The organism is Algibacter lectus (assembly GCF_900112395.1).
GTDB lineage: Bacteria > Bacteroidota > Bacteroidia > Flavobacteriales > Flavobacteriaceae > Algibacter > Algibacter lectus.
In genome coordinates, this window is record NZ_FOLN01000003.1 from 289286 (window position 1) to 310456 (window position 21171).

Consider the following 21171-nt stretch of genomic DNA (forward strand, 5'->3'; position numbering starts at 1 on the left):
ACGCTATCGGGACTTTTTAGTTTAAGTTCTATTTGTTAACCTCAATCCACTGGCCTTTTGTTCTTACTAAAAAGTCATTGTCATACATCGCTTCCGCTTGTACTCCATATAAATAGTAAGTTCCTAAGTAAGCGGCATTCAGCATTACATTAAATGTTTTTGTACTATACTTTCCTTTTTTAGATAAATCGAAATAGAAGTTTACACGATCATCACGAATATCTGTAAATCGAGCTTGGCTCGTCGTACTACTACCAAAAGCTGTAAATCGCGTGTTTACAATTTCCCATCCCGAGGGAAATATTTGTGTTAATGCAATATCATTAACGTTATAATCTTTTAAATTACTAACCTGTACTGTGGCAAGAAAATCTTGACCTTGTTGTAATTTAGAAATATCTATTTTATTGCCATCCAAATCTTTGTAAGCTACAGAAATACTTAAACCACGTTGTTCTGCGATCTCGTTACCTAGAGGTAATTTTCCAGAGTTTAAAACACGTACATAAACCAAATTGTCTTTTTGGTTGGTAAGGGTAATACTATTGGCTCCATTATTCACTTGTAATTCCCGTGAGGCAATTGCACTTTTAGTGGTTATGGTTTCTGTTTTACCGTTAATAGAATAGCTTAAGCTTAATGCTTTTCCGCCATTAGCGTTTACCATTTTCGCCATTGCTAACAAACTAAAGGCTGAGGTTTGTGTACTCATCCAACGGTTGCTCGATAGATCTTTAGCAATGGTTTCTGCTAGATCACGCATTTTAGAATTTTTGGTAAGTACCATAGTTTCTAAAGCCATAGCACGATTTCTATCTACAGAGCCATAGGTGTAATAATTATTCTTTAAAGGTTTGAAGTTAATATTAGCCGATTGCGAAATATTATCACTCGCTTCCTTTTGTCCGGCTAAAGCATAAGCGGCTGCTAGTCTCCATTTAGCTTCGTTAGATATTTCGCTAAACTCGCGTAAACGATTCATGCTTGATAAGTCTGGACTTCCAGCTAAAGCTAAGGTGTATAAACGGTAAGCTTGGGCTAAATCGGAATTATAACTGCGGTAACTAGGTCTCCAATCGCGAGCCGCTTGTGTTTGGTATTTAATCCAGTTATTTTTAAAAGTTAAGGGTAAAACAAAACCTTTCTTTTCTGCTTCTAGCATAAAATGCCCAGCGTAACTTGTTCCCCAGTCGTTAGCGGCGTTTTCGCCAATCCAATAACTTAGACCACCACTTGGTCTTTGAAAATGTCCTAAGCGCTTAATGCCGTTTTCAATATTGGTTTGAATTTCTTTTTTCTTTTCAAAAGTAAGATCAAAAATATCTGCTAAAAATAACTGCGGAAATACGCTTGATGTTGTTTGTTCTACACAACCATGCGGATATTGGATAAGGTATTGTAATCGACGAGAAAAATCCATTGGAGGTAAGGTAGAAAACTCTACAGTCGCTCCATTTGTTCCACTAACACCAAAGGTTGAAAAGTTTAAAGTTTCGCTAGCATTGGCTTCTAATGTTTTGTCTATGGTTTTAGATGTTATTGGGTTTGGGTTTACTACATCTAACTCTACTTTATAGGTCGATTTTTCACCGTTTCCAGTTGCAATAACTTCTACCGTATTTATACCTTTTGCTTTGCTAACATCGAGTTGAAAATACGCCATTTGTTCATCGGGTTTTGCAAAAGTTAATACTTTCTTTTGTTCACCAAAAACCGAAATACCATTACTTAATTTTAAACTAATGCTAACATTTTTTACTTTCGGTTCCATGGCAAAAACGGTAACCGGAAGCGTTACCTTTTCACCAGGACTCAATTTCCGCGGAAGCGTTGCTAAAACCATTAAAGGCTTTTTAACTTCTACAGATTTATCGGTACTTCCGTAAGCTTCATTTTTATTGTCAGCTGCAACAACCATAGTACGCACAGCGCCAATGTAATTTGGTAATTTTATACTGTGGGTTTTCTTTTCTCCAGCTTCTAGTTTAAAAGGGCCTAAGTAAGTCACAACAGGTTTAAAACGGTTGGCTTTTTTGTTTTTTCCACCGGCAGCACTCCCATCACCACCTATGGCAAAAACCTGATCGATACTACCAGAATAAGCGCCGATAACATCATCAAACACATCCCATGTTTTTACACCCAAAGCCTCACGTTTGTAAAATTCGTTCCATGCGTTTGGTGTTTTAAAACGGGTTAAATCTAGCAAGCCTTCTTCCACCATAGCAATGGTGTAAGTCATGGCTTTATTGTTTTTTTCTGAAATTTGAACGTCGAATTTCTGTTCCGGTTGAAGTGTATCTGGCATATTAAGTTGAGGTTCCAGTTTAGTTTCTGGATCTTCTACCATAATAGGAATGATTCCGTATAAACGAATTGGTAAATCGTTAGCCGAAATAGCATGCGGTTGTAAAAGTGATATGTTTACAAACACGTTTGGTGCCATGTCTGGAGTAATGCCTACATCGACAGTAGTTTCACCTTTTTGAGTTTTTACCCATTTGGTGTCAAGAACTTCGGTGCCATTTTCAATACTTACTAATGCACGACCTTCACTACCAGAAGCAAAAGTTAATTTCGCAGTTTCGCCAACATTATATTTTTCTTTATCGGCAGAGAAAATAAGCATTTTTGCAGCTTCTTTATTTGTCGATCCCGAGTTTTGCCACCAATTTTTATAGAAATAAGCGGTTCGCCCTGTAGCATGACCACTTACCGGATCGGAAATTCTAATTAAATAGCGTCCGCGCTCGTTATTTGGGATTTTTAAGTTGAAAGTTCCTTTTCCTTTAGTATCCGTATTTATTTTTGAGGTAGAATATGGTTTATGGTAGCTGCTAGAAACGTAGCTCGATAAATCATCATAAGATGAATTCCACCACCAACGCCATTCTATTTTATAGACTTTAACCTCAAGGTTGTTTCGTTTTATTGGTTTGCCTTTCGCATCGACTACAACAATATCAAAAGCTTGATTTTCGTCTGTAAAAAATGATCCATAAGCATTCCCTTTAGGTGAGCGTAAACCAACAAAAGACTCGTAAGGAGCATATGGTTTTGTAAAAGCATCCATTGAGAAATCGCCACCATTTTCGAAGGCGCGAACCAAAAATTGAGCATTAAGCATGCCTGGTGCATTTTTACCAATAGCAAGTTTGTTATTAATAGTCGCTAAACCATTTTCGTCAACTTTACCATCAAAAATAATGGTTTCTTCTGTTTGAAAATTACGCGTAGGATCGTTAAACGTGTATTGTTTGTAGTTTTCGAAAGCGGTGTAAGCCGTGCTAAACTTAGCTTTAATTTCTGTTTTTAAGTTTTTTCCAACGGCACCATGCAACCATTTTACATCTAAAGTTCCTTTTAAAGGCGTGTTGCTTGTTAGAATATCATCTTCAAATTCAACTTTAATTTTTAATCGGTTTGGTTTAACGGTTTCAATTTTTAATCCTTTGTAAAATGTTGCACCACCAACCGAAACTTTAGCGTTGTATTGACCCGTTTTGTCTTCTTGTACCGTTGGTACAGTAAATTTAAAAACATTATTTAAGTTATCTGTAGTTACGTTTTTGTAAACCAATTTACCATTCGGGTCGGTAATTTCTAACTTTACAGGATGACCGCTTGGTAATTTGTTAGCGTTATCATTAAGCATAAAAGTTAAATGCAAAGTATCGCCAGGGCGCCATACACCACGCTCTCCATAAATGTAACCTTTAAGTCCGCGTTGTAAGCGATTTCCTGAAACATCAAACTTACTTAAGGATAATGAGTTTCCGTCATGAAGCTTTATGTAGGTCGTGTTTTTTCCTTTTGAAACAATAGCAAAAGCTGCTTTTTTATCAGAATCTATTAAAGTTAATCCGGTTTCATCGGTATTTCTACTTACTAATTCTTGTTGCTGAAAATTGTAAATAGTAACCTTAGCGTTAGCTTCTGGTTCTGTATTTAAAATATTAGTTACCGCAAAATAATAAGAGTTGTTTGCACCTTGCTTTACTATAACTCCAAGGTTTGAGGCTAATAAATTTTGTGATATAATTTTATTTTCGTTGTAGTAAGCATCATGGCAAGGATTGTTTTCTTCGCGCCAGTTGTAGCTGTAATCTTTGTAGCGGTATGTGAGGTTATCCCAGTAGGCTTCCTCGCGTAATTCTTCGTCTTCAGAATCTATTTCAGCATAATTACCTTCATAGTATTCTTCGTCTTCGTAATAATCATCATAGCCATCATGTTCAGAGTTTGAAGTACTTGGGTTAGCTTCGCAATCGTAAAGCGAATAGCTTTTTTCATAACTTAATTCAATGCGGTAAATAGCTCCTAGATCGGCTTTAAAATAGTGTGATAAATCGATACTGTAAGCTTTCCATTTACCGGTGTTTTCGGCTGCAGATTGCAGTTGTATAGTTTTTTTAGCAATACGTCTACCAACCTTTTTTATATCGTATTTATTGTTTGTGTTTAAGTTGTTATCTTGAAGAAGTTGAAGCACATTGTCTTCGAAAATCTTGATAACACGCACATCTACGGCGCTTAAGTTTACAGCTTCAAAATTGAATTTTAATTCTTCGGAATTAGGTAAAATAGTACCGCTATTAATTAAGCGAACTTGAGGTTTTAGTTCTTCGAAAGCGATGGTTTCAGAAAAAGTTTTTTTCAATTTATAACCATCTGTATTTTTAATGCCTTGAAAAACATCAACCTGAATGTTGCCCACTAATTTACTAGAAGGGTAAACTTTTAAAACATTACCGTCTACAATATATTTAGGGTTTTTGCTTTTTTGAATGGTTACTAAACCATCAAAGTTTTGTTGTTTTTGTAAAGGATCGGAAAAATTGATAGATAGATGTTGTTCTGGCGATTGAATAACATCAACTTCTACAATAGTAAAATTATTTACCCCAGGAATAGCGATGGTGTTTTCACCTTCATTACTAGCTTTTATTGCATTTCCATTCCATTTTACAAGAATGTTATCATCTTCAATTTTTCGGTTTATACTATCAATTTTAAATTCGAAATATTTTGCGGCTTGGCTCGCTTCATTAAAAACAATATTTAGTTTTTTTTCGCTTTGCGACGCTTCAACTAAAGTTTTAGCATCTTTAATTGAAATAATATCGGCCGATTTGATTACGCCTTCAAGATATTGCCATTTTTTACTGTAGGATTGTAAATTATTAGTTTCAATATTAAAATTTGGTGTTATAGTTTTAAACTGAAAGGTGTAATCTTTATAGCCTGCCGGCATATTTTTATAAATATCGCCAAGTTTTACGGTAACGGTATATTCTGTGTCTGGATCTAAATGTTCGTCGGGAGTAAATAGTAAAGTATGGTTGTTGCCAACGGTAAGCTTGCCTTCAACATGCGGTTTTATGGTTACAATATTGTCTGTGATTTCCTGATTTATTTCCCATCCCTCCACAGGTTTGGTTAAATTAATTTGAATAGGACTGGCTACCGAAGTTCTGCCCGATGTGGTGTAACTGATATAGTCTCTAAATTTGAAAATGTTATCAGTTTCTACCACTTTCTTTTTACATGAAGCAATAATAGTAACAAATACGGCAAAGGTTAAAAGCTTTTTGAAAGACATAAATAGATGTGTTAAATAAAAATGAACGTGCTTTTGGGAGGGCAACAGGAGAGCCTGTTTATAAGATTACGTTCGTTTTTTAATATTTAGGTTTTTGGGTTCTGTTAAATTGTTCCTAAAGTTAAAGGTTTTTGATGATTTTGCTTGGTTTTATAACGAAAAAAGAAAGATTATTCTTAATTGAATTCAATAGTGAATATCAACAAATATGGCTTTTTATTAGTATATTCGTAAAAGAAATTAAATAAAAACTACAAATCCGTAATTCATGGAATCTATAGCGAGTAAATTTGGAATACACGACGCGCTAAAAACTTTAGGCGTTCAAAATATAAATGAAGGAACATCAACAGGTTCAAACCAATTTTCGCACAATGATGATGGTGTTGTTATTGAAAGTTTTTCTCCTGTAGATGGGCAATTAATTGGCAAAGTTAAAACAACTTCTCAAGCCGATTTTGATGTGGTAATGCAAACTGCAACTACTGCTTTTAAAACGTGGCGTACCATGCCAGCACCACAGCGTGGAGAGATTGTGCGTCAGTTTGGTGATAAATTAAGAGAGAAAAAGGAGGCTTTAGGTAAACTTGTTTCTTATGAAATGGGAAAGAGTTATCAAGAAGGTCTTGGAGAGGTTCAAGAAATGATAGATATCTGCGATTTTGCAGTAGGTTTATCTAGACAGCTTCATGGTTTAACCATGCATTCTGAGCGTCCTGGTCACCGCATGTACGAGCAATATCATGCTTTAGGTGTGGTTGGTATTATTTCGGCTTTTAATTTTCCGGTAGCTGTTTGGGCATGGAATACGGCTTTAGCATGGATTTGCGGCGATGTTTGTGTTTGGAAACCAAGCGAAAAAACGCCGCTTTGTGGTATAGCTTGCCAAAATATAGCAGCCGAAGTTTTTGCTGAAAATAATTTACCAGAAGGTATTTCTTGCTTAATAAATGGCGATTATAAGGTTGGTGAATTTATGACGAAAGACAAAAGAATTCCATTAATTTCTGCAACGGGTTCTACCCGTATGGGGAAAATTGTAGCTCAGGAAGTTGCAGGCCGTTTAGGTAAAACTTTATTAGAGCTTGGGGGTAATAATGCTATAATTGTAACACCAGATGCCGATATAAAAATGACGGTTATTGGTGCTGTTTTTGGCGCGGTTGGTACTTGTGGACAACGTTGTACATCAACGAGAAGATTAATAATTCATGAGGATATTTATGATAAAGTAAAAACAGCTATTGTAGATGCTTATAAGCAATTACGTATTGGAAATCCTTTAGACGAAAATAACCATGTTGGGCCGTTAATTGATACCGACGCCGTAAATATGTATAACAGTGCATTAGAGAAAGTAGTGGAAGAAGGCGGTGGAATTATAGTTGAAGGTGGCGTGCTTTCTGGTGTAGGTTTTGAAAGTGGTTGTTATGTAAAACCAGCTATTGCAGAAGCTAAACCTAATTTTAAAATTGTACAACACGAAACATTTGCTCCAGTTTTATATTTATTGAAATACTCGGGAGGTGTTGAAAATGCTATTGATATTCAAAATGAAGTTGCTCAAGGATTATCGTCAGCTATTATGACAAATAACTTAAGAGAAGCCGAGCGGTTCTTATCCGTTCAAGGATCAGATTGTGGAATTGCTAATGTAAATATTGGAACATCGGGTGCTGAAATTGGTGGTGCTTTTGGAGGTGAAAAAGATACAGGTGGTGGCCGTGAATCTGGATCTGATGCTTGGAAAGTATATATGAGAAGGCAGACCAATACTATAAATTATACTACAGAATTACCGTTATCTCAAGGTATAAAATTTGAGTTGTAGTATTTAAAATATTTAATTTGTTTTAAAGTCATATTTCTATAAATGTGACTTTTTTTGTTTTATTGTTTCTAAATGTATAAGCTAAAGTGTTATATTGTAAACACTTATATTTTTCTAACCAAAAAACAAAATCTAATGAGTAAAAAAACATTCTATCTTTTAGGAATTGTACTCACTATTATTCTCGGTACTATTTTGTATTATTTTTTATGTTGTAGTGTGTGTTGCAATGCAGAAAAGGGTGCGAATAACCAAGACGAGACTGAGAGTGTTGTAAGTCCGAAACTTAAAGAAATTACCAAAAATGCATTTTTAATTAACGATGCTAATGGCGATTTTAATTTGAAGCTGAATGATAATTTTAATTTCAAAACATCAAATTTTTCAATAGAAGAACCTGTTTCTAAAGATATTGAAAATGGTGTTTTAAAGCTTAAGGACTATCTTATAGAAAACCCGTTAAAAAATATTAACATAACTGGGTTTTACAGAAGTGATGAAACTAATAATTCTGCATATCCAAACCTTGGATTGGCAAGGGCAAACTCCGTTAAAAACTACTTCGTATTGCATGGAGTTTCTTCAAAACAAATTGATACCAACGGAAAATTAAATGATACGATTAATCCAGATGAAAACAGTACGCTATTTGGTCCTGTGTCATTCAATATGTTAACAGCAGATGCATCTGATACATCTTCTATGGAAGCCTTAAAAACCGCATGTGATGCTATTAAAGAGAATCCGTTAGTATTACATTTTAAAACAGGTCAAGCATCGATTAATTTAACGGCAGAGCAACGCCAAAAAATAGCCGATATCTCTCATTGTGTAGATAAGTTAGGCGTAAAAATGCAAGTTATTGGGCATACCGATAATACAGGCGATGCTGCAAGAAATATTGTTCTTGGTCAGGAACGTGCAGATTTTGCAAAAACATATTTAACCCAAAACGGGATTTTAGATAGCAATATTGAAACATCGTCTCAAGGACCAAAAGTTCCTGTTGCAGATAATGCTACGGAAGAAGGTAGAGCAGAAAACAGAAGAACAGTAATTACAATTAACTAAAAACTTAAAAATATAAAATTATGAATTGGTGTATATTAATCCCATTATTAGTCGGTGCTATTTGTGCAATATTAGGTTACTTATTAGGTAAACTTTTAGGTGGTGGAAACCACAACGAGTGTGAAGATAGAATAGGAGCATTGCAAGCAGAGCTAGATGCTTGTAGATTAAGTAAGGTTTCTTTAGAAAGTGATTTGAGTGCAACTAAAGCAGCCTTAACAACATCTGTTGCGGCAGAAGCTTCAGTAAAATCTTCTTTAGAGTTAACTAAATCATCATTAGCCGCATCTTTATCAGCAGCAACTGTGGTACCTGTTGCGGTAAGTGTGTTCGATGGCGCAGCTGCAAAAGCTGTTTTTGGTAAAAAAATAAAAGAAGATGATTTAACGGTTGTTGAAGGTATTGGGCCTAAAATTCAAGGTTTATTTCACGATCATGATGTTAAAACATGGAAAGCATTATCTGAATGTTCTATAGAAAAATGTCAAGCTGTTTTAGATTCTGGAGGAGAGCGTTATAAAATCCATAAACCAGGCACCTGGCCAAAACAAGCGCAATTAGCTTATGAAGGCAAATGGGAAGAGCTTTCAAAATGGCAAGACCAGCTAGATGGCGGGAAATAAAACTCGAAATTTATCATAAAAACAAAAACCGCTTCTGTTAACGAAGCGGTTTTTTTGTTTTTAATTATGTATTATTTGGTCTTTAATTGTTGGGTGTTTTATATATAAATTCATTTTAATATACAAAAAACTAAAAGGTAAACGTTATTCTATGTATTTTGCTTAAGGTGTGTTAAACCTTTTTAATTTGTTGAAGTCAAATTAGTTATAAGTTTGTTGCTTCATGTCTTAGATTAATAAATAAAATTGAGTTTTATGAAAAGTAATCATATTCAGCATTTGTATTGGCGTGTTGGTTTTGGTATTCTGCCAAATGAACTCGAAAAGTTTTCTAAAAAAAGTAAAAAAAAGATTGTTGATGGCATTATTGAAACATCACAAAAAGTAACGCCATTAAAAGTTGATACAGCCGAACTCGATGAGCTATTGAGTGGTTCTTATGAGAAGACAAAGGAAAATATTAAAAAATTCCAGAAGCTAAGCCGAGAAAAAACAAAGGAGTTAAACATTGCATGGATAGATCGATTAGCAAATTCTAATCAAATACTTCGTGAAAAAATGACCCTCTTTTGGGCGAATCATTTTGTGTGTGAAGATAATAATTACGTTTACACACAAAACTTCCATAACCGACTTCGTGAGCATGCGCTTGGTAATTTTAAAGATTTTGTAAAGGCCATTTCAAAAGAAGCTGCGATGACTAAATACTTAAATACAAAGCAAAACAAAAAACAAAAGCCTAACGAGAATTTTGCTCGTGAACTTATGGAATTATTCACTTTAGGTGTTGGTAATTATACCGAAAATGATATTAAAGAAAGCGCGAAAGCGTTTACGGGCTATAGCCATAATTTAAAAGGTGAATTTGTTTTTAAAAAACGTGTTCATGATGAAACTGATAAAATATTTTTTGGTAAAACAGGAAATTTTGACGGTGATGATATTGTAGATTTAATCCTTGAAAAAAGGGAATGTGCAACTTTTATTTGTACTAAAATTTATAGCTACTTTGTTAACGATACTATTAACGAACAGCATGTAAACGAAATGGCCAATGTGTTTTATAAAGATTACAACATCGAAAACCTAATGCGCTATATGATGCTTGCCGATTGGTTTTATGATGATGAAAATATGGGAACCAAAATTAAATCGCCCATAGAACTTTTGGTTGGTTTAAAAACGGTAGTTCCTGTCGATTTTAAATCATCTAAACAGCTTTTTAATCTTCAGAAATTATTAGGGCAAGTACTTTTAAACCCACCCAATGTAGCGGGTTGGAAAGGTGGCCGATCTTGGATAGATTCTAACACCATTACACTGCGGTTAAAACTACCATCAATTATTTTAAATAACGCTTATATTTCTAAGGTTAAAGCAGGTAAAACCGATGAGTCTATACTTAAAAGTAAGCAAGCTTTTAAAAAGAAGTATGGACAACGTTTTAAAACCGAAACTAATTGGGCTGTTTTCGATACACATTTTAATGATGTGGCCATAACCGATTTAGATAAGTATTTGCTGGCTTGTACTATTAGCAATCAAGCAAGCACGTATCTAAACTCGCTAAGTAAAGTCTCAAAGCAGGAGTACTGTATTCAACTTATGTCGTTACCCGAATATCAAATGTGTTAATCATGGATAGAAGAAAATTTTTGAAACAATCGTCGCTGGCTAGTAGTCTGTTTTTTGTGCCAAGTTTTGTAAAAGCGTTCGAGCAAGTTGCTCAAAGTCAGTTAGGGTATAAGCGCTTGGTTATTATTCAGCTTTCGGGAGGTAACGATGGGTTAAATACTGTAATTCCGTATCAAAATGATTTGTATTATAAAGCGCGTCCAAGTTTAGGAATAAAAAAGAGTGAGGTTTTAAAATTAAATGATGAGGTAGGTTTACATAAAAGTTTAAAACCCTTAAAACATCTTTACAATAATGGTAATTTGTGTGTTATAAACAATGTTGGGTATCCAAACCCTATTCGTTCGCATTTTAGATCTATGGATATTTGGCAAACGGCTACTGATTCTGATAAATACTCACAAAGTGGTTGGCTTGGTCGCTATCTAGATCAATATGGTAAACACCCATACAGCGCTATTGAAATAAACGATAGCTTATCGCTAGCCATGAAAGGAGAACAGATGAATGCTATTGCGACTCAAGATGCTAAAACACTTTATAATTTATCTAAAGATCCTTATTTTAAAAACGTTATTAAACATCAAGATGACGCCCATTTAAGCGAGCATAATTTGGGGTATTTGTATAAATCTATGATTTCGGCAGAATCTTCTGCGAAGTATATTTACGAAACGAGTAAAACCTTTTCTTCTAAAACAGATTATCCACAAAATTATTTTGCAAAACAATTAAAAACAACGGCACAGTTTATTAATTCTGGGCTCGATACCAAAGTGTTTTATAGTGCTCTAGGAGGTTTTGATACGCATGTAAACCAGTTGGGTGCACAAAATAGATTGTTAAATATTTATGCTGAAAGTATTGAAGCTTTTGTAAACGATTTAAAAACGAATAATACTTTTAACGATACGTTAATTTTAACCTTTTCAGAATTTGGTCGACGTGTAAAACAAAATGCAAATGTGGGTACCGACCACGGTACATCTAACAATGTTTTTATTATTGGTGGCCAATTAAAAAAGCAAGGTTTATATAATGATATGGCAAGTTTAAGTGATTTGGATACTAATGGTGATCTTAAATTTGAAATCGATTTTCGTACCATTTATGCTACCGTTTTAAACAAATGGCTCGATGTTAATGATGAAAAGGTGCTTAACAGATCGTTTAATCAATTAGGCTTTATTTAGTTTGTTATTACTTGTTTTAATTCTGAAGGTGCTTTGGTTTTTATTGGGTTTTTCACTTTAAAATACCGATTTTTGGTAGCTTAAATTCAAAATCTCCTTTATGTTTAACAGAAGGTATCTCAATGATAATGAGGTAAAATTTATCGCGAAACAAGTTTCTAGTTCTAAAAATTTGATACTGAGTGCTTTTGTAGTACTTGCTATTGTGGTTGCAGGGCTTGCTGTGATGTTTTATGCTGATTTCGATGAATTTAACTTCGGAATCAATTTAATGTTTGGCATTTTAATTATTCTGCTATATTTTCTTAGCTGGTACATTAAAGGATATAGTAAGCATAAAGTAAAGCCTGAAGTTTATAGAATGCGTGGCGTTTATAACCGTATTTATATACAACATGGAAAAAACGGGAGATATCAGGATGCTTTTAATGAGCACTTTGTTAAAATACCTTGGCATTGGCGTAAGTATTTAAAATCTATAAAAGAACCTATAGATTTTGAATATATATTGAGAGATGATACAGTTGGTATAAGCGAAGGTGCTTTAATGTATGTTGTTTCTGTTAATGATGAGCTCTCGCTAGATTACGAAATAGAACATGGGCTTAGTAAGGCCAAACCTATTTCGTTTATAAATATTGTAAGTCTTCTTTTAGTTTTACCGGTTGTTTTAATTTTATGTGTTGGAAATGGTTTAAGTGATGCCTTGCGGGTTGATGAGTTGTTTAAAACGGAAGATAACCCTATAGTTATTAATTCTGTAAACGATTTAACAGCATTAACTAGAGCAGATTATGTAGAGCTTAAAGATGTTTGGGTGTATCAATTTAAACGTCCGTTTGATTATTCTGGTAACTATGCTGTAATTTCTAAAGCTGAGAGAGATCGAATTTACTACCATCCGGATGCTAATGCGAGTTATCGCTATTATTTTTCGCCTAGAATGATAAAGAAACCAAATAGAGAAGCTTATGAAAAAAACTTAAAAGAGAGCCCTTTGTATAATAAAGGGATGTTTAAAAACATGAATGATGAGCTTTGGAAAAAGGGTGTAGACAAGGCTTTTGATAGAGCTTTAAACGAATATCAAAATCGTTTTGCTAAGGCACAGCGTTTGGAAAATATTTTAGAAGAATTAAAACCAAGAGAAATTCTTTTAAAACTAAGTGATAATTGTATAAATGTTCCAGAAGATCAGGGTTACACTATTAAAAAAGGCTTGGTGGAGCCAATCACTGTTTTTGGGTTTTATAACCCTAAAAGCGAAAGGTTAATTAGTTTTGAGGAGCAAGAAAGGCGTAAAGAGCAGCTTAAGGGAAATCTTACTCCGGTATTTTTTAGTTTTATAGTTTTGCTTATTGCTTTACTAGCTATTGTTAAACTTATTAGGAATACTTTATTAAAAAGAAAACTTGTAGATGCACAGCTTAATATTAATACAGGCGACCCTAGATTAAACAAAAGGAACTAATAAAAACCAACCTCATCAGATGGTTTTGCGTTAGGGATAGAACGGCCTGTTTGAGCTCTTTTTGTGTGGTTGCACCTATGCAACACAAAAAAGCGAGTAGTGATAGCCCGACCCTTTTCGGGTAACGCCCAAATGCTGTTTTAATCTAACTTATCGGTTAATTTTTTAAATACTTTTTTAGGGTTTTTGTTTTCGTATAATATCTCGTAAACAGCATTTATTATAGGTAATTGTGTCTTTTTTGCGTTTTTAGAGTTTAGTAAATGTGCAGATTTTGTGGCGTAATAACCTTCGGCTACCATACTCATTTCCATTTGTGCAGATTTTACGGTGTAACCCTTACCAATCATGTTGCCAAACATGCGGTTTCGAGAAAATACGGAGTAACCGGTTACCAATAAATCGCCTAAATAGGCCGAGTTGTTGATGTTACGTTTCATTTTATGCATTTTTTTAATAAAACGTTTCATTTCACGGATGGAATTACTCATCAGTACACTCTGGAAATTGTCTCCGTAACCCAATCCGTGGGCAATTCCGGCTGCTATGGCGTAAATATTTTTAAGCATTACGGCATATTCTACTCCAATAATATCGTCGGTAATTTTTGTTTTTATGTAATCGGAAGATAAATTATCGGCAATTTGTTTGGCCTTTACCTGATCGGAACACGAAATAGTTAAGTAAGAAAGACGCTCTAAAGCAACCTCTTCGGCATGGCATGGACCAGCAATTACGGCTATATTATCGTAGGGTACATTGTAGGTGTCGTGAAAATGTTGACCTACTAATAACCCTGTTTCTGGCATAATACCTTTTACTGCAGATACTATGGTTTTGTTTTCTATGTTTACGTTGAGTTTTTCTAATTCACTGTGTATAAATGCAGAAGGGATTACAAAAATAAGCACATCGGCATATTCTGCAATCTCATTTATATCGTTACTTAGTTTTAATTGGTCTAGATGAAACTCTACGGAGCTTAAGTAATTTGGATTGTGTTGCTCGCGTATTAGGTGTTCTTTTGTGTAAACACTGCGCATATACCAGCCAATTTCGTCAAGATTTTCACTAAGCATTTTTACAATAGCTGTAGCCCAACTTCCTGCACCAAAAACCGCGTATTTTAAAGGTTTATCCATGAGATCTAATCAATTTTATATATCAAAAATACGGAAAATTTTAGTCTTATATGGAACGATTTTGCAGAATGAAATTATTTTTTGGCACGCGTTTTGAAACCTACTCTATAGAAACACTAAAAATGCTTGTTTTTCAATAGAATAGAAAGCAGCCATTTTTACTTAAATATTACAACATGAAAACTATAAAATTACTTTCGAGCTTTGCTCTAATTGCGACACTGTTTACGTCTTGCTATACCGAGGTTATAGTAGACGATTATATTGAAGAACCAACCATATCGGTAAATCAATTATTAAATTCTTACGAGTTGTGGTATGTAGATATTAATGCCACTAAGGGTTTTGGTGAAACACCATTTTTACAAAAAGCATTTACAATATCGTTTAAAAATGGCGTAATGTATGCTAATAACAATATTGTTGGTTTAGGTGATACTGGAAACGGATACGGTATAGATGTGGCTACTTATAATGCTTACGATTTAATTTTAGACGTAAATCATGATGTTGATGGTTTTGAAACTTTTGATGTGTATAGAGTAGATAATAATACCATTGAATTGTATAACCCAAATAATGATACCTCTTACTTTTTAGATGGTTACCAACGTAATACTTTTGATTACGACTTCGTATTTTATGATAATATCCATTATTTTTTACAAGAGTATGATGCTTGGGAAAAAGTTTACACTAGTAACTACGGAGCGTTAAATGATTTTGATAACGAAAACTACTTACAGTTTTTAGCTGGAGGAAACGATTCGGAGTTTAAAAGCTCTAAAGATAATACAGGTAAAAACGTAAATAATTTGTTTTGGGATTACACCGGGCTTTATGCTGTAGGTGATTTTAATAACGATATGTATTTAAAAAGCTTAACTTTAGATTACGATTATTTTAGTAATGAACAGTTTGAGTTAAGTGTTATTAACGATGGAAAAATAGAATTGTATCACGCCGCATCTGGAACCAAATACGAGTTTGTAGGTAGAGGATATATACAATATTTAAAATCTGAAAACTCTAAAGTAAAAGCAACCAATACAACGGAAGATAAAATGCGTAAGTTTAAAAAAGAACGTGTTGAGAACCCAAGAGAAAGCAGTAGAATATAAAATAATTAAATAGGTTAGTTAATTTAAAGTCGCTTAAAATCAATATTTTAAGCGGCTTTTTTTTGTGCTTGTATGTTTTTTGTATGTTTTTTTTAAATAAATATGTGACCCTTCGGAAGATTTAGTGTCTTAATTATAGAAGCTATTTAATAATTGATTAAATTGCTTTCAAACCAAAATTAACTCTAAAAAAAACAAACTAAAAATGGGATTATTTTCTTTTATAAAAAACGCAGGTGCCAAAGTATTTGGAATTGGAAAAACAGATGCTGAAGAAGCGGCGGAAGCAGCAAAAGAAGCTACAGCAGCAGAACTTAAATTAGAAGAAGCTGCAGCTAGAAATTTAGAAGAAACAGTTTCGAGCTTACAATTAAAAGTTGAAAACTTAAATATATTTATTGATGATGATTCCGCTACCATTACTGGTGAGGCTTACGATCAGGCTACTAAAGAAAAAGTGATTTTAGTAGTTGGAAACTCTAATGGTATTGCTACTGTAGACGACCAAATGACGGTTGAAAACGTAGAGCCAGAAGCACAGTTTCATACCGTAGCGAGCGGAGACACATTAGGAAAAATTGCAAAAAATTATTACGGAAATGCTATGAAGTACCCGGTTATTTTTGAAGCCAATAAGCCTATGCTTACTGACCCAGATAAAATATATCCTGGACAAGTATTACGTATACCTGCCTTAGACTAAAAATTACCTACGAAATTTATGTTATAAGTTAAAAGCCAACCTGAACAGGGTTGGCTTTTTAATTTTAAATACCTCTAAAAAATTAGTTATTGTTTTAAGGTTTAAAGTCTTTTTGGTTTTAAAAGAAAACCTTAACCCAGTCGCTACATTTTATAGAACTTTATTACATTCGCTTTTATATTTTTTAAGCTTATGAAATTACTTGTTTCCTATATAATATCGAACACCAATTTACCAGAACAATCTGTAAAAAACACGGTTGATTTGTTGAATGAAGACTGTACCATTCCTTTTATTTCGCGTTATAGAAAAGAACGTACGGGAAATTTAGATGAGGTTCAAATTGGTGATATTGTAAAGTTTAAAGAACAATTTGAAGCTTTAGAAAAACGTAAAAAAGCCATTTTAAAAGCTTTAGAAGAACAAGAGGTTTTAACTACGGAATTAAAACAAAAAATAGAAAGTACTCAAGATTTAACAACGCTTGAAGATTTATATCTGCCCTATAAAAAGAGCCGTAAAACGAAGGCTGAAAAAGCGAGATTAAACGGTTTGGAACCTTTGGCGAAAATAATAATGAGCCAAAATGCTAATGATGTAGAATCTATTGCTTTTAAATATGTAAAAGGTGAAGTGGCTTCTGTTGAAGATGCTTTGGAAGGCGCCAGGCATATTATTGCCGAGTGGATTAACGAGCGTGCCGATATTAGAAATAACATCCGTCGCCAGTTAGAGCGTTTCGCTATAATTTCCACGAAAGCGGTAAAAACAAAAGCTAAAGATGAGGATGCTCAAAAATTCCGTGATTATTTCGATTGGGAAGAAAGTCTGAGTAGAATTCCATCGCATAGATTATTAGCCATTTTACGCGCAGAAAAAGAAGGTTTTATTCGCGTGAAAGTTGAAATAGATCACGACCGTGCTTTCGATAACATAGAGCGTCGTATTATTAAAAGTAATAACGCTTGCGCGGAAGAAATACAGCTTGCCATTAAAGATGCTTACAAGCGTTTATTATTACCATCTTTAAGTAACGAGGCGATGCAAATAGCAAAAGATAAAGCCGATGAAGCTGCTATTACTGTATTTGCAAAAAACTTAAAACAATTGTTATTAGGTTCGCCACTTGGTGAAAAGCGTGTTTTAGCCATAGATCCGGGGTTTAGATCGGGCTGTAAATTGGTGTGTTTAGATGCTCAAGGGCAATTAAAATACAACGAAACCATATATCCGCACCCTCCAAAAAGTGATAGTATTGGTGCTATGAAAAAAATAAGTTCGCTTTGTGATGCTTATAAAATTGAGGCGATTGCCATTGGTAACGGTACAGCTTCTAGAGAAACCGAAGCTTTGGTGCGTAAAGTACATTTTAAAAACGATATGCCGGTTTTTGTGGTTAGCGAAGCTGGCGCCAGTATTTATTCGGCATCCAAAATAGCACGTGAGGAATTTCCAGATTATGATGTTACTGTTCGTGGTTCTGTGTCTATTGGGCGCCGCTTGCAAGATCCGTTAGCAGAGCTGGTTAAAATTGATGCCAAATCTATTGGTGTTGGTCAATATCAGCACGATGTAGACCAAAGTAAACTGCAAAAACAATTGGATGTTGTTGTCGAGAATTGTGTGAATTCGGTGGGAGTTAATATTAATTCGGCGAGTAAAAGTTTGCTGAGTTATGTTTCTGGAATTGGGCCAAAATTAGCCGAAAACATTTTTAATTATCGCAATGAAAATGGCGTTTTTAAATCTAGAGCAGCGATTAAAAAAGTGCCACGCTTAGGCGGAAAAGCTTTTGAGCAAGGTGCTGCTTTTTTACGTATTAAAGATGCTGAAAACCCGTTGGATGATTCTGCAGTGCATCCGGAAAGTTATGCTGTTGTTGCTAAAATAGCGAAAGATTTAAAAACATCTATAAAAGACTTAATAGGTAATAAAGCCCTACTTCAAACTATAAATTTAAAAAACTACTGTACTGAAACTGTTGGTTTATTAACGTTGGAGGATATTGTAAAAGAACTCGAAAAACCAGGTTTAGATATCCGTGAGCAGGCTAAAGTGTTTGCATTTAATCAAAACATAAAAACGATTAACGATTTGCACGAGGGGCAACTACTACCTGGTATTGTAAACAACATTACCAACTTTGGGTGTTTTGTTGATGTTGGTATCAAGGAAAGTGGCTTAATTCATGTTTCTAACCTTTCCGATAGTTTTGTAAAAGATGTTAATGAGCACGTAAGCTTACACCAACAAATTATTGTAAAAGTGTTAGAAGTGGATGTTCCGCGAAAGCGTATACAGCTTAAATTACATAAATAAAGCCCTTCTATTTATATAAAAAAGAGTGAGTTATTTTACTAAAACACCTTTTACTTGCATAAGTGGTAAGGCTTGTAGTGCTTTTAAATTAATGGTGTTTTCACGGAATAAATATGTTTTGTCGAACATTTTATTGCCTTCGAAGAAAGAGACTTTAAATGTGTTATTAATCTTAAATAAATCTTCGTGCATTAATTCTATTTTGGCGTAACTCTTTTTAGGAAGTTTGTCGAGTTTCTTTCTAAAAGTCGATGTTATTTTGTCTTTAGAATAGCCGCCGGTAACGATAAGAACCATTTCTAAATCGACGTCTTTATCGTTTATAATGTAAGCATTCCAGTCTTGGGTTTTATAAATATCGTTGTATTCGTTAACTATAGCAACGTAAACGCCTTCAACTTTTGGTATGGTGATATCTTCTTTCATTTGGCAAAAATACAAATCTATTCAAAATAAGGATTAGAATATGTGCTGGAAATAATGCCTTTTAAATTATAAATAACCATGTGTTTAAATAAAACGTCTTTTCCGTATAAATCGAAGAGATTCTTTTTTTTGAAAGCTACGTTATCAATCCTTAAAAAATAAATTTTTACAGCTAATCTTAAATTAACGTCTGGATTAATATGTCCTTTTATTTTGGCTTCTTTAAGTAAGTTGTGAACCGTAGTAAAGGCGAGCTCTTCAGTAAAATCCTGAAATAACCTGAAGGCTTTTGGGTAATACTTTTCTAGGCCAAAAATAAAAGAGGGCTTGAAGTACTTTAAATACTCAAACCCTCTTTCGTAAATTAAAACAACACAAAAAACAGGATCGTTACTGTTGCAAGCAACAATCCCATTTATTTTTTCTTTATACTCCTTTAATAAACTCTCTAAACTAGCAGTTACTAGATCTTCTTTGTTTTTAAAAAACGTATAAATTGTTTTTTTAGAAATACCTAAAGTACGTGCTATTTCATCTAATGAAACATGTTTGCTCCCTAGTTGGGTAAACTTGTTTATAGCACAGCTTAGCAGTTCCTTTTTGGTAATCATTTTATTCTATTTCCATCCGCCACCAAGAGCTTCGTATAAATCTACTATAGATATCAATTGTTGTAATTTTACATCTATAATGTTTAGTTCTGCGCTTAAAGCACTTTGTCTGGCTGTTAATAAATCTAGATAATTGGCGTAACCGTTTTTAAGTAACTCTTCAGAGTTTGCTTCGGCCATACGCAATGCTTCAACTTCATTTTTTCTATATTCAAATTTTTCAGTTTCAGCTTTATAAGTGTACAGCGCGTTAGAAACTTCGTTTCCGGCGATTAATAGCGTTTTCTTAAAGTTTAATAAAGCACTTTCTTGATTTGCAAGAGCGACTTCTTTTTGAGTTTTAAGTTTTCTTTGGTTGAATAAAGGTTGGGTTAACCCACCAACCACGGTTGCGAATAATGAGCTGGTGTTAAATAAATTATCTAACTCTAAACTTTGTAAACCTCCAGATGCTGTTAAAGTTAACGATGGGTAAAAGCTACTGTTTGCCACATTGGTTAACTCAAAAGCATTAATTAAACCATACTCGGCCGCCATAACATCTGGTCTGTTGTTTAACAACGTTGCAGGAACACCAAGAGCAATATCTTGTTGTGTTTGTTGTTTGTCTAAGCTACTACGTTCAAAATGTTGAGCGCTTCTCCCTAATAGAATACTTAATGTGTTTTCAGCTTTAAAAATGGCTGTTTCTAAGTCTATTTGTAAAGCTCTGGCGCTGTTGTATTGCGCTATGTTTTGGTCTACGGCTACTTGTGTTACATTTCCAGCATCTTTTAATGCCTTAATGGTTTCTACACCGCTTTTTCTAGTTTCAATGGTTTGCTTAGTTACTTCTAATTGTGCATCTAAAGCCAATAGGTTGTAATATGTGTTTGCAATGCTAGAAATAAGTTGTGTTTTTACAACTTGATGACCAGCAACACTTTGTAAATATGCGGCTTGTGTAGCGCGTTTGTTACTACGTATTTTTCCCCAAATATCAGCTTCCCAAGATAAATCGGCAGTAATATCATAAGTGTCTAAACCACCACTGAAAATAGATCCGAATTGACTGTTTTCTGAAAACTCTTGGCGTGTATAATTAGGCCCGATACTTAATGTTGGGAAGTATCCGGCTTTACCTTGTTTTGCATAAGCTTCCGCTGAAATCATTTGTTGAATAGCAATACGGACGTCCATGTTGTTCTCTAATCCTTCTTCTATATATTGACTTAAAAACGGATCTGTAAAAATGGTTTTCCAAGATACATCGGCCATAGAAATACTATCGGTGGGCAAATTATCTGTTCTGTATAGCGCCTCGTTAACAATTAATTCTGGGCGTTCGTACTCTTTTGCAACAAAGCAACTTTGCAAGGTCACTAAAACCAAGCCTAGTAGCATGGTTTTAGTGAAATTTTTATGTTTTATAATTGATTTCATA

Annotated in this window: 14 protein-coding genes; 9 read left to right on the forward strand and 5 right to left on the reverse strand. The window is 34.2% G+C overall.

Annotation, left to right across the window (positions count from 1 at the left end):
- Nucleotides 1-28 precede the first annotated feature (28 nt).
- A complete protein-coding gene (locus BM246_RS07090) occupies nucleotides 29-5602 on the reverse strand; it encodes an Ig-like domain-containing alpha-2-macroglobulin family protein (RefSeq protein WP_074936781.1) in 5574 nt (1857 codons plus the stop codon).
- Between the two features lie 268 nt (nucleotides 5603-5870).
- Here BM246_RS07090 and amaB point away from each other — a divergent pair, with 268 nt between their 5' ends.
- The 6 genes from amaB (at nucleotide 5871) to BM246_RS07120 (ending at nucleotide 13426) form a co-directional block, all read left to right on the forward strand.
- On the forward strand, nucleotides 5871-7433 hold the full coding sequence (amaB, locus tag BM246_RS07095) for an L-piperidine-6-carboxylate dehydrogenase (RefSeq protein WP_074936783.1): 1563 nt from the start codon (nucleotides 5871-5873) through the stop codon (nucleotides 7431-7433).
- Between the two features lie 135 nt (nucleotides 7434-7568).
- Complete coding sequence (locus BM246_RS07100) at nucleotides 7569-8504, forward strand: OmpA family protein (protein WP_074937153.1); 936 nt, start codon at nucleotides 7569-7571, stop codon at nucleotides 8502-8504.
- 20 nt (nucleotides 8505-8524) lie between these two features.
- Entirely contained in the window at nucleotides 8525-9127 is a 603-nt protein-coding gene (locus BM246_RS07105) for a hypothetical protein (protein WP_074936786.1), read from the forward strand.
- Nucleotides 9128-9382: 255 nt separating this feature from the next.
- Nucleotides 9383-10762, forward strand: coding sequence for a DUF1800 domain-containing protein (locus BM246_RS07110; RefSeq protein ID WP_074936788.1), 1380 nt, complete (start codon nucleotides 9383-9385; stop codon nucleotides 10760-10762).
- A gap of 2 nt (nucleotides 10763-10764) precedes the next feature.
- A complete protein-coding gene (locus tag BM246_RS07115) occupies nucleotides 10765-11955 on the forward strand; it encodes a DUF1501 domain-containing protein (RefSeq protein WP_074936791.1) in 1191 nt (396 codons plus the stop codon).
- 100 nt (nucleotides 11956-12055) lie between these two features.
- A complete protein-coding gene (locus BM246_RS07120; protein ID WP_042496024.1) occupies nucleotides 12056-13426 on the forward strand; it encodes a hypothetical protein in 1371 nt (456 codons plus the stop codon).
- Nucleotides 13427-13566: 140 nt separating this feature from the next.
- On the opposite strand, the gene BM246_RS07125 is transcribed toward BM246_RS07120, so the two are convergent.
- A complete protein-coding gene (locus BM246_RS07125; protein ID WP_074936793.1) occupies nucleotides 13567-14568 on the reverse strand; it encodes an NAD(P)H-dependent glycerol-3-phosphate dehydrogenase in 1002 nt (333 codons plus the stop codon).
- Nucleotides 14569-14744: 176 nt separating this feature from the next.
- Here BM246_RS07125 and BM246_RS07130 point away from each other — a divergent pair, with 176 nt between their 5' ends.
- The 3 genes from BM246_RS07130 to BM246_RS07140 all read left to right on the forward strand — a co-directional run bounded on the left by BM246_RS07130 (nucleotide 14745) and on the right by BM246_RS07140 (nucleotide 18711).
- Complete coding sequence (locus BM246_RS07130; RefSeq protein ID WP_042502437.1) at nucleotides 14745-15689, forward strand: hypothetical protein; 945 nt, start codon at nucleotides 14745-14747, stop codon at nucleotides 15687-15689.
- A gap of 205 nt (nucleotides 15690-15894) precedes the next feature.
- The gene (gene lysM, locus BM246_RS07135) at nucleotides 15895-16392 is read left to right on the forward strand and encodes a peptidoglycan-binding protein LysM (RefSeq protein ID WP_042496019.1); all 498 of its coding nucleotides are present in this window, start codon (nucleotides 15895-15897) and stop codon (nucleotides 16390-16392) included.
- Between the two features lie 192 nt (nucleotides 16393-16584).
- Entirely contained in the window at nucleotides 16585-18711 is a 2127-nt protein-coding gene (locus BM246_RS07140; RefSeq protein WP_074936796.1) for a Tex family protein, read from the forward strand.
- Nucleotides 18712-18741: 30 nt separating this feature from the next.
- Here the strand turns inward: BM246_RS07140 and BM246_RS07145 are convergent, their stop codons facing one another.
- The 3 genes from BM246_RS07145 to BM246_RS07155 are packed head-to-tail and all read right to left on the reverse strand — an operon-like array spanning nucleotide 18742 to nucleotide 21170.
- Nucleotides 18742-19137 carry a hypothetical protein gene (locus tag BM246_RS07145; RefSeq protein ID WP_042502440.1) on the reverse strand — a complete coding sequence of 132 codons (396 nt, stop codon included), beginning with the start codon at nucleotides 19135-19137 and terminating at the stop codon, nucleotides 18742-18744.
- A gap of 17 nt (nucleotides 19138-19154) precedes the next feature.
- A complete protein-coding gene (locus tag BM246_RS07150; protein ID WP_042496015.1) occupies nucleotides 19155-19748 on the reverse strand; it encodes a TetR/AcrR family transcriptional regulator in 594 nt (197 codons plus the stop codon).
- 6 nt (nucleotides 19749-19754) lie between these two features.
- Entirely contained in the window at nucleotides 19755-21170 is a 1416-nt protein-coding gene (locus BM246_RS07155) for an efflux transporter outer membrane subunit (protein WP_074936798.1), read from the reverse strand.
- Nucleotide 21171: the final 1 nt, after the last annotated feature.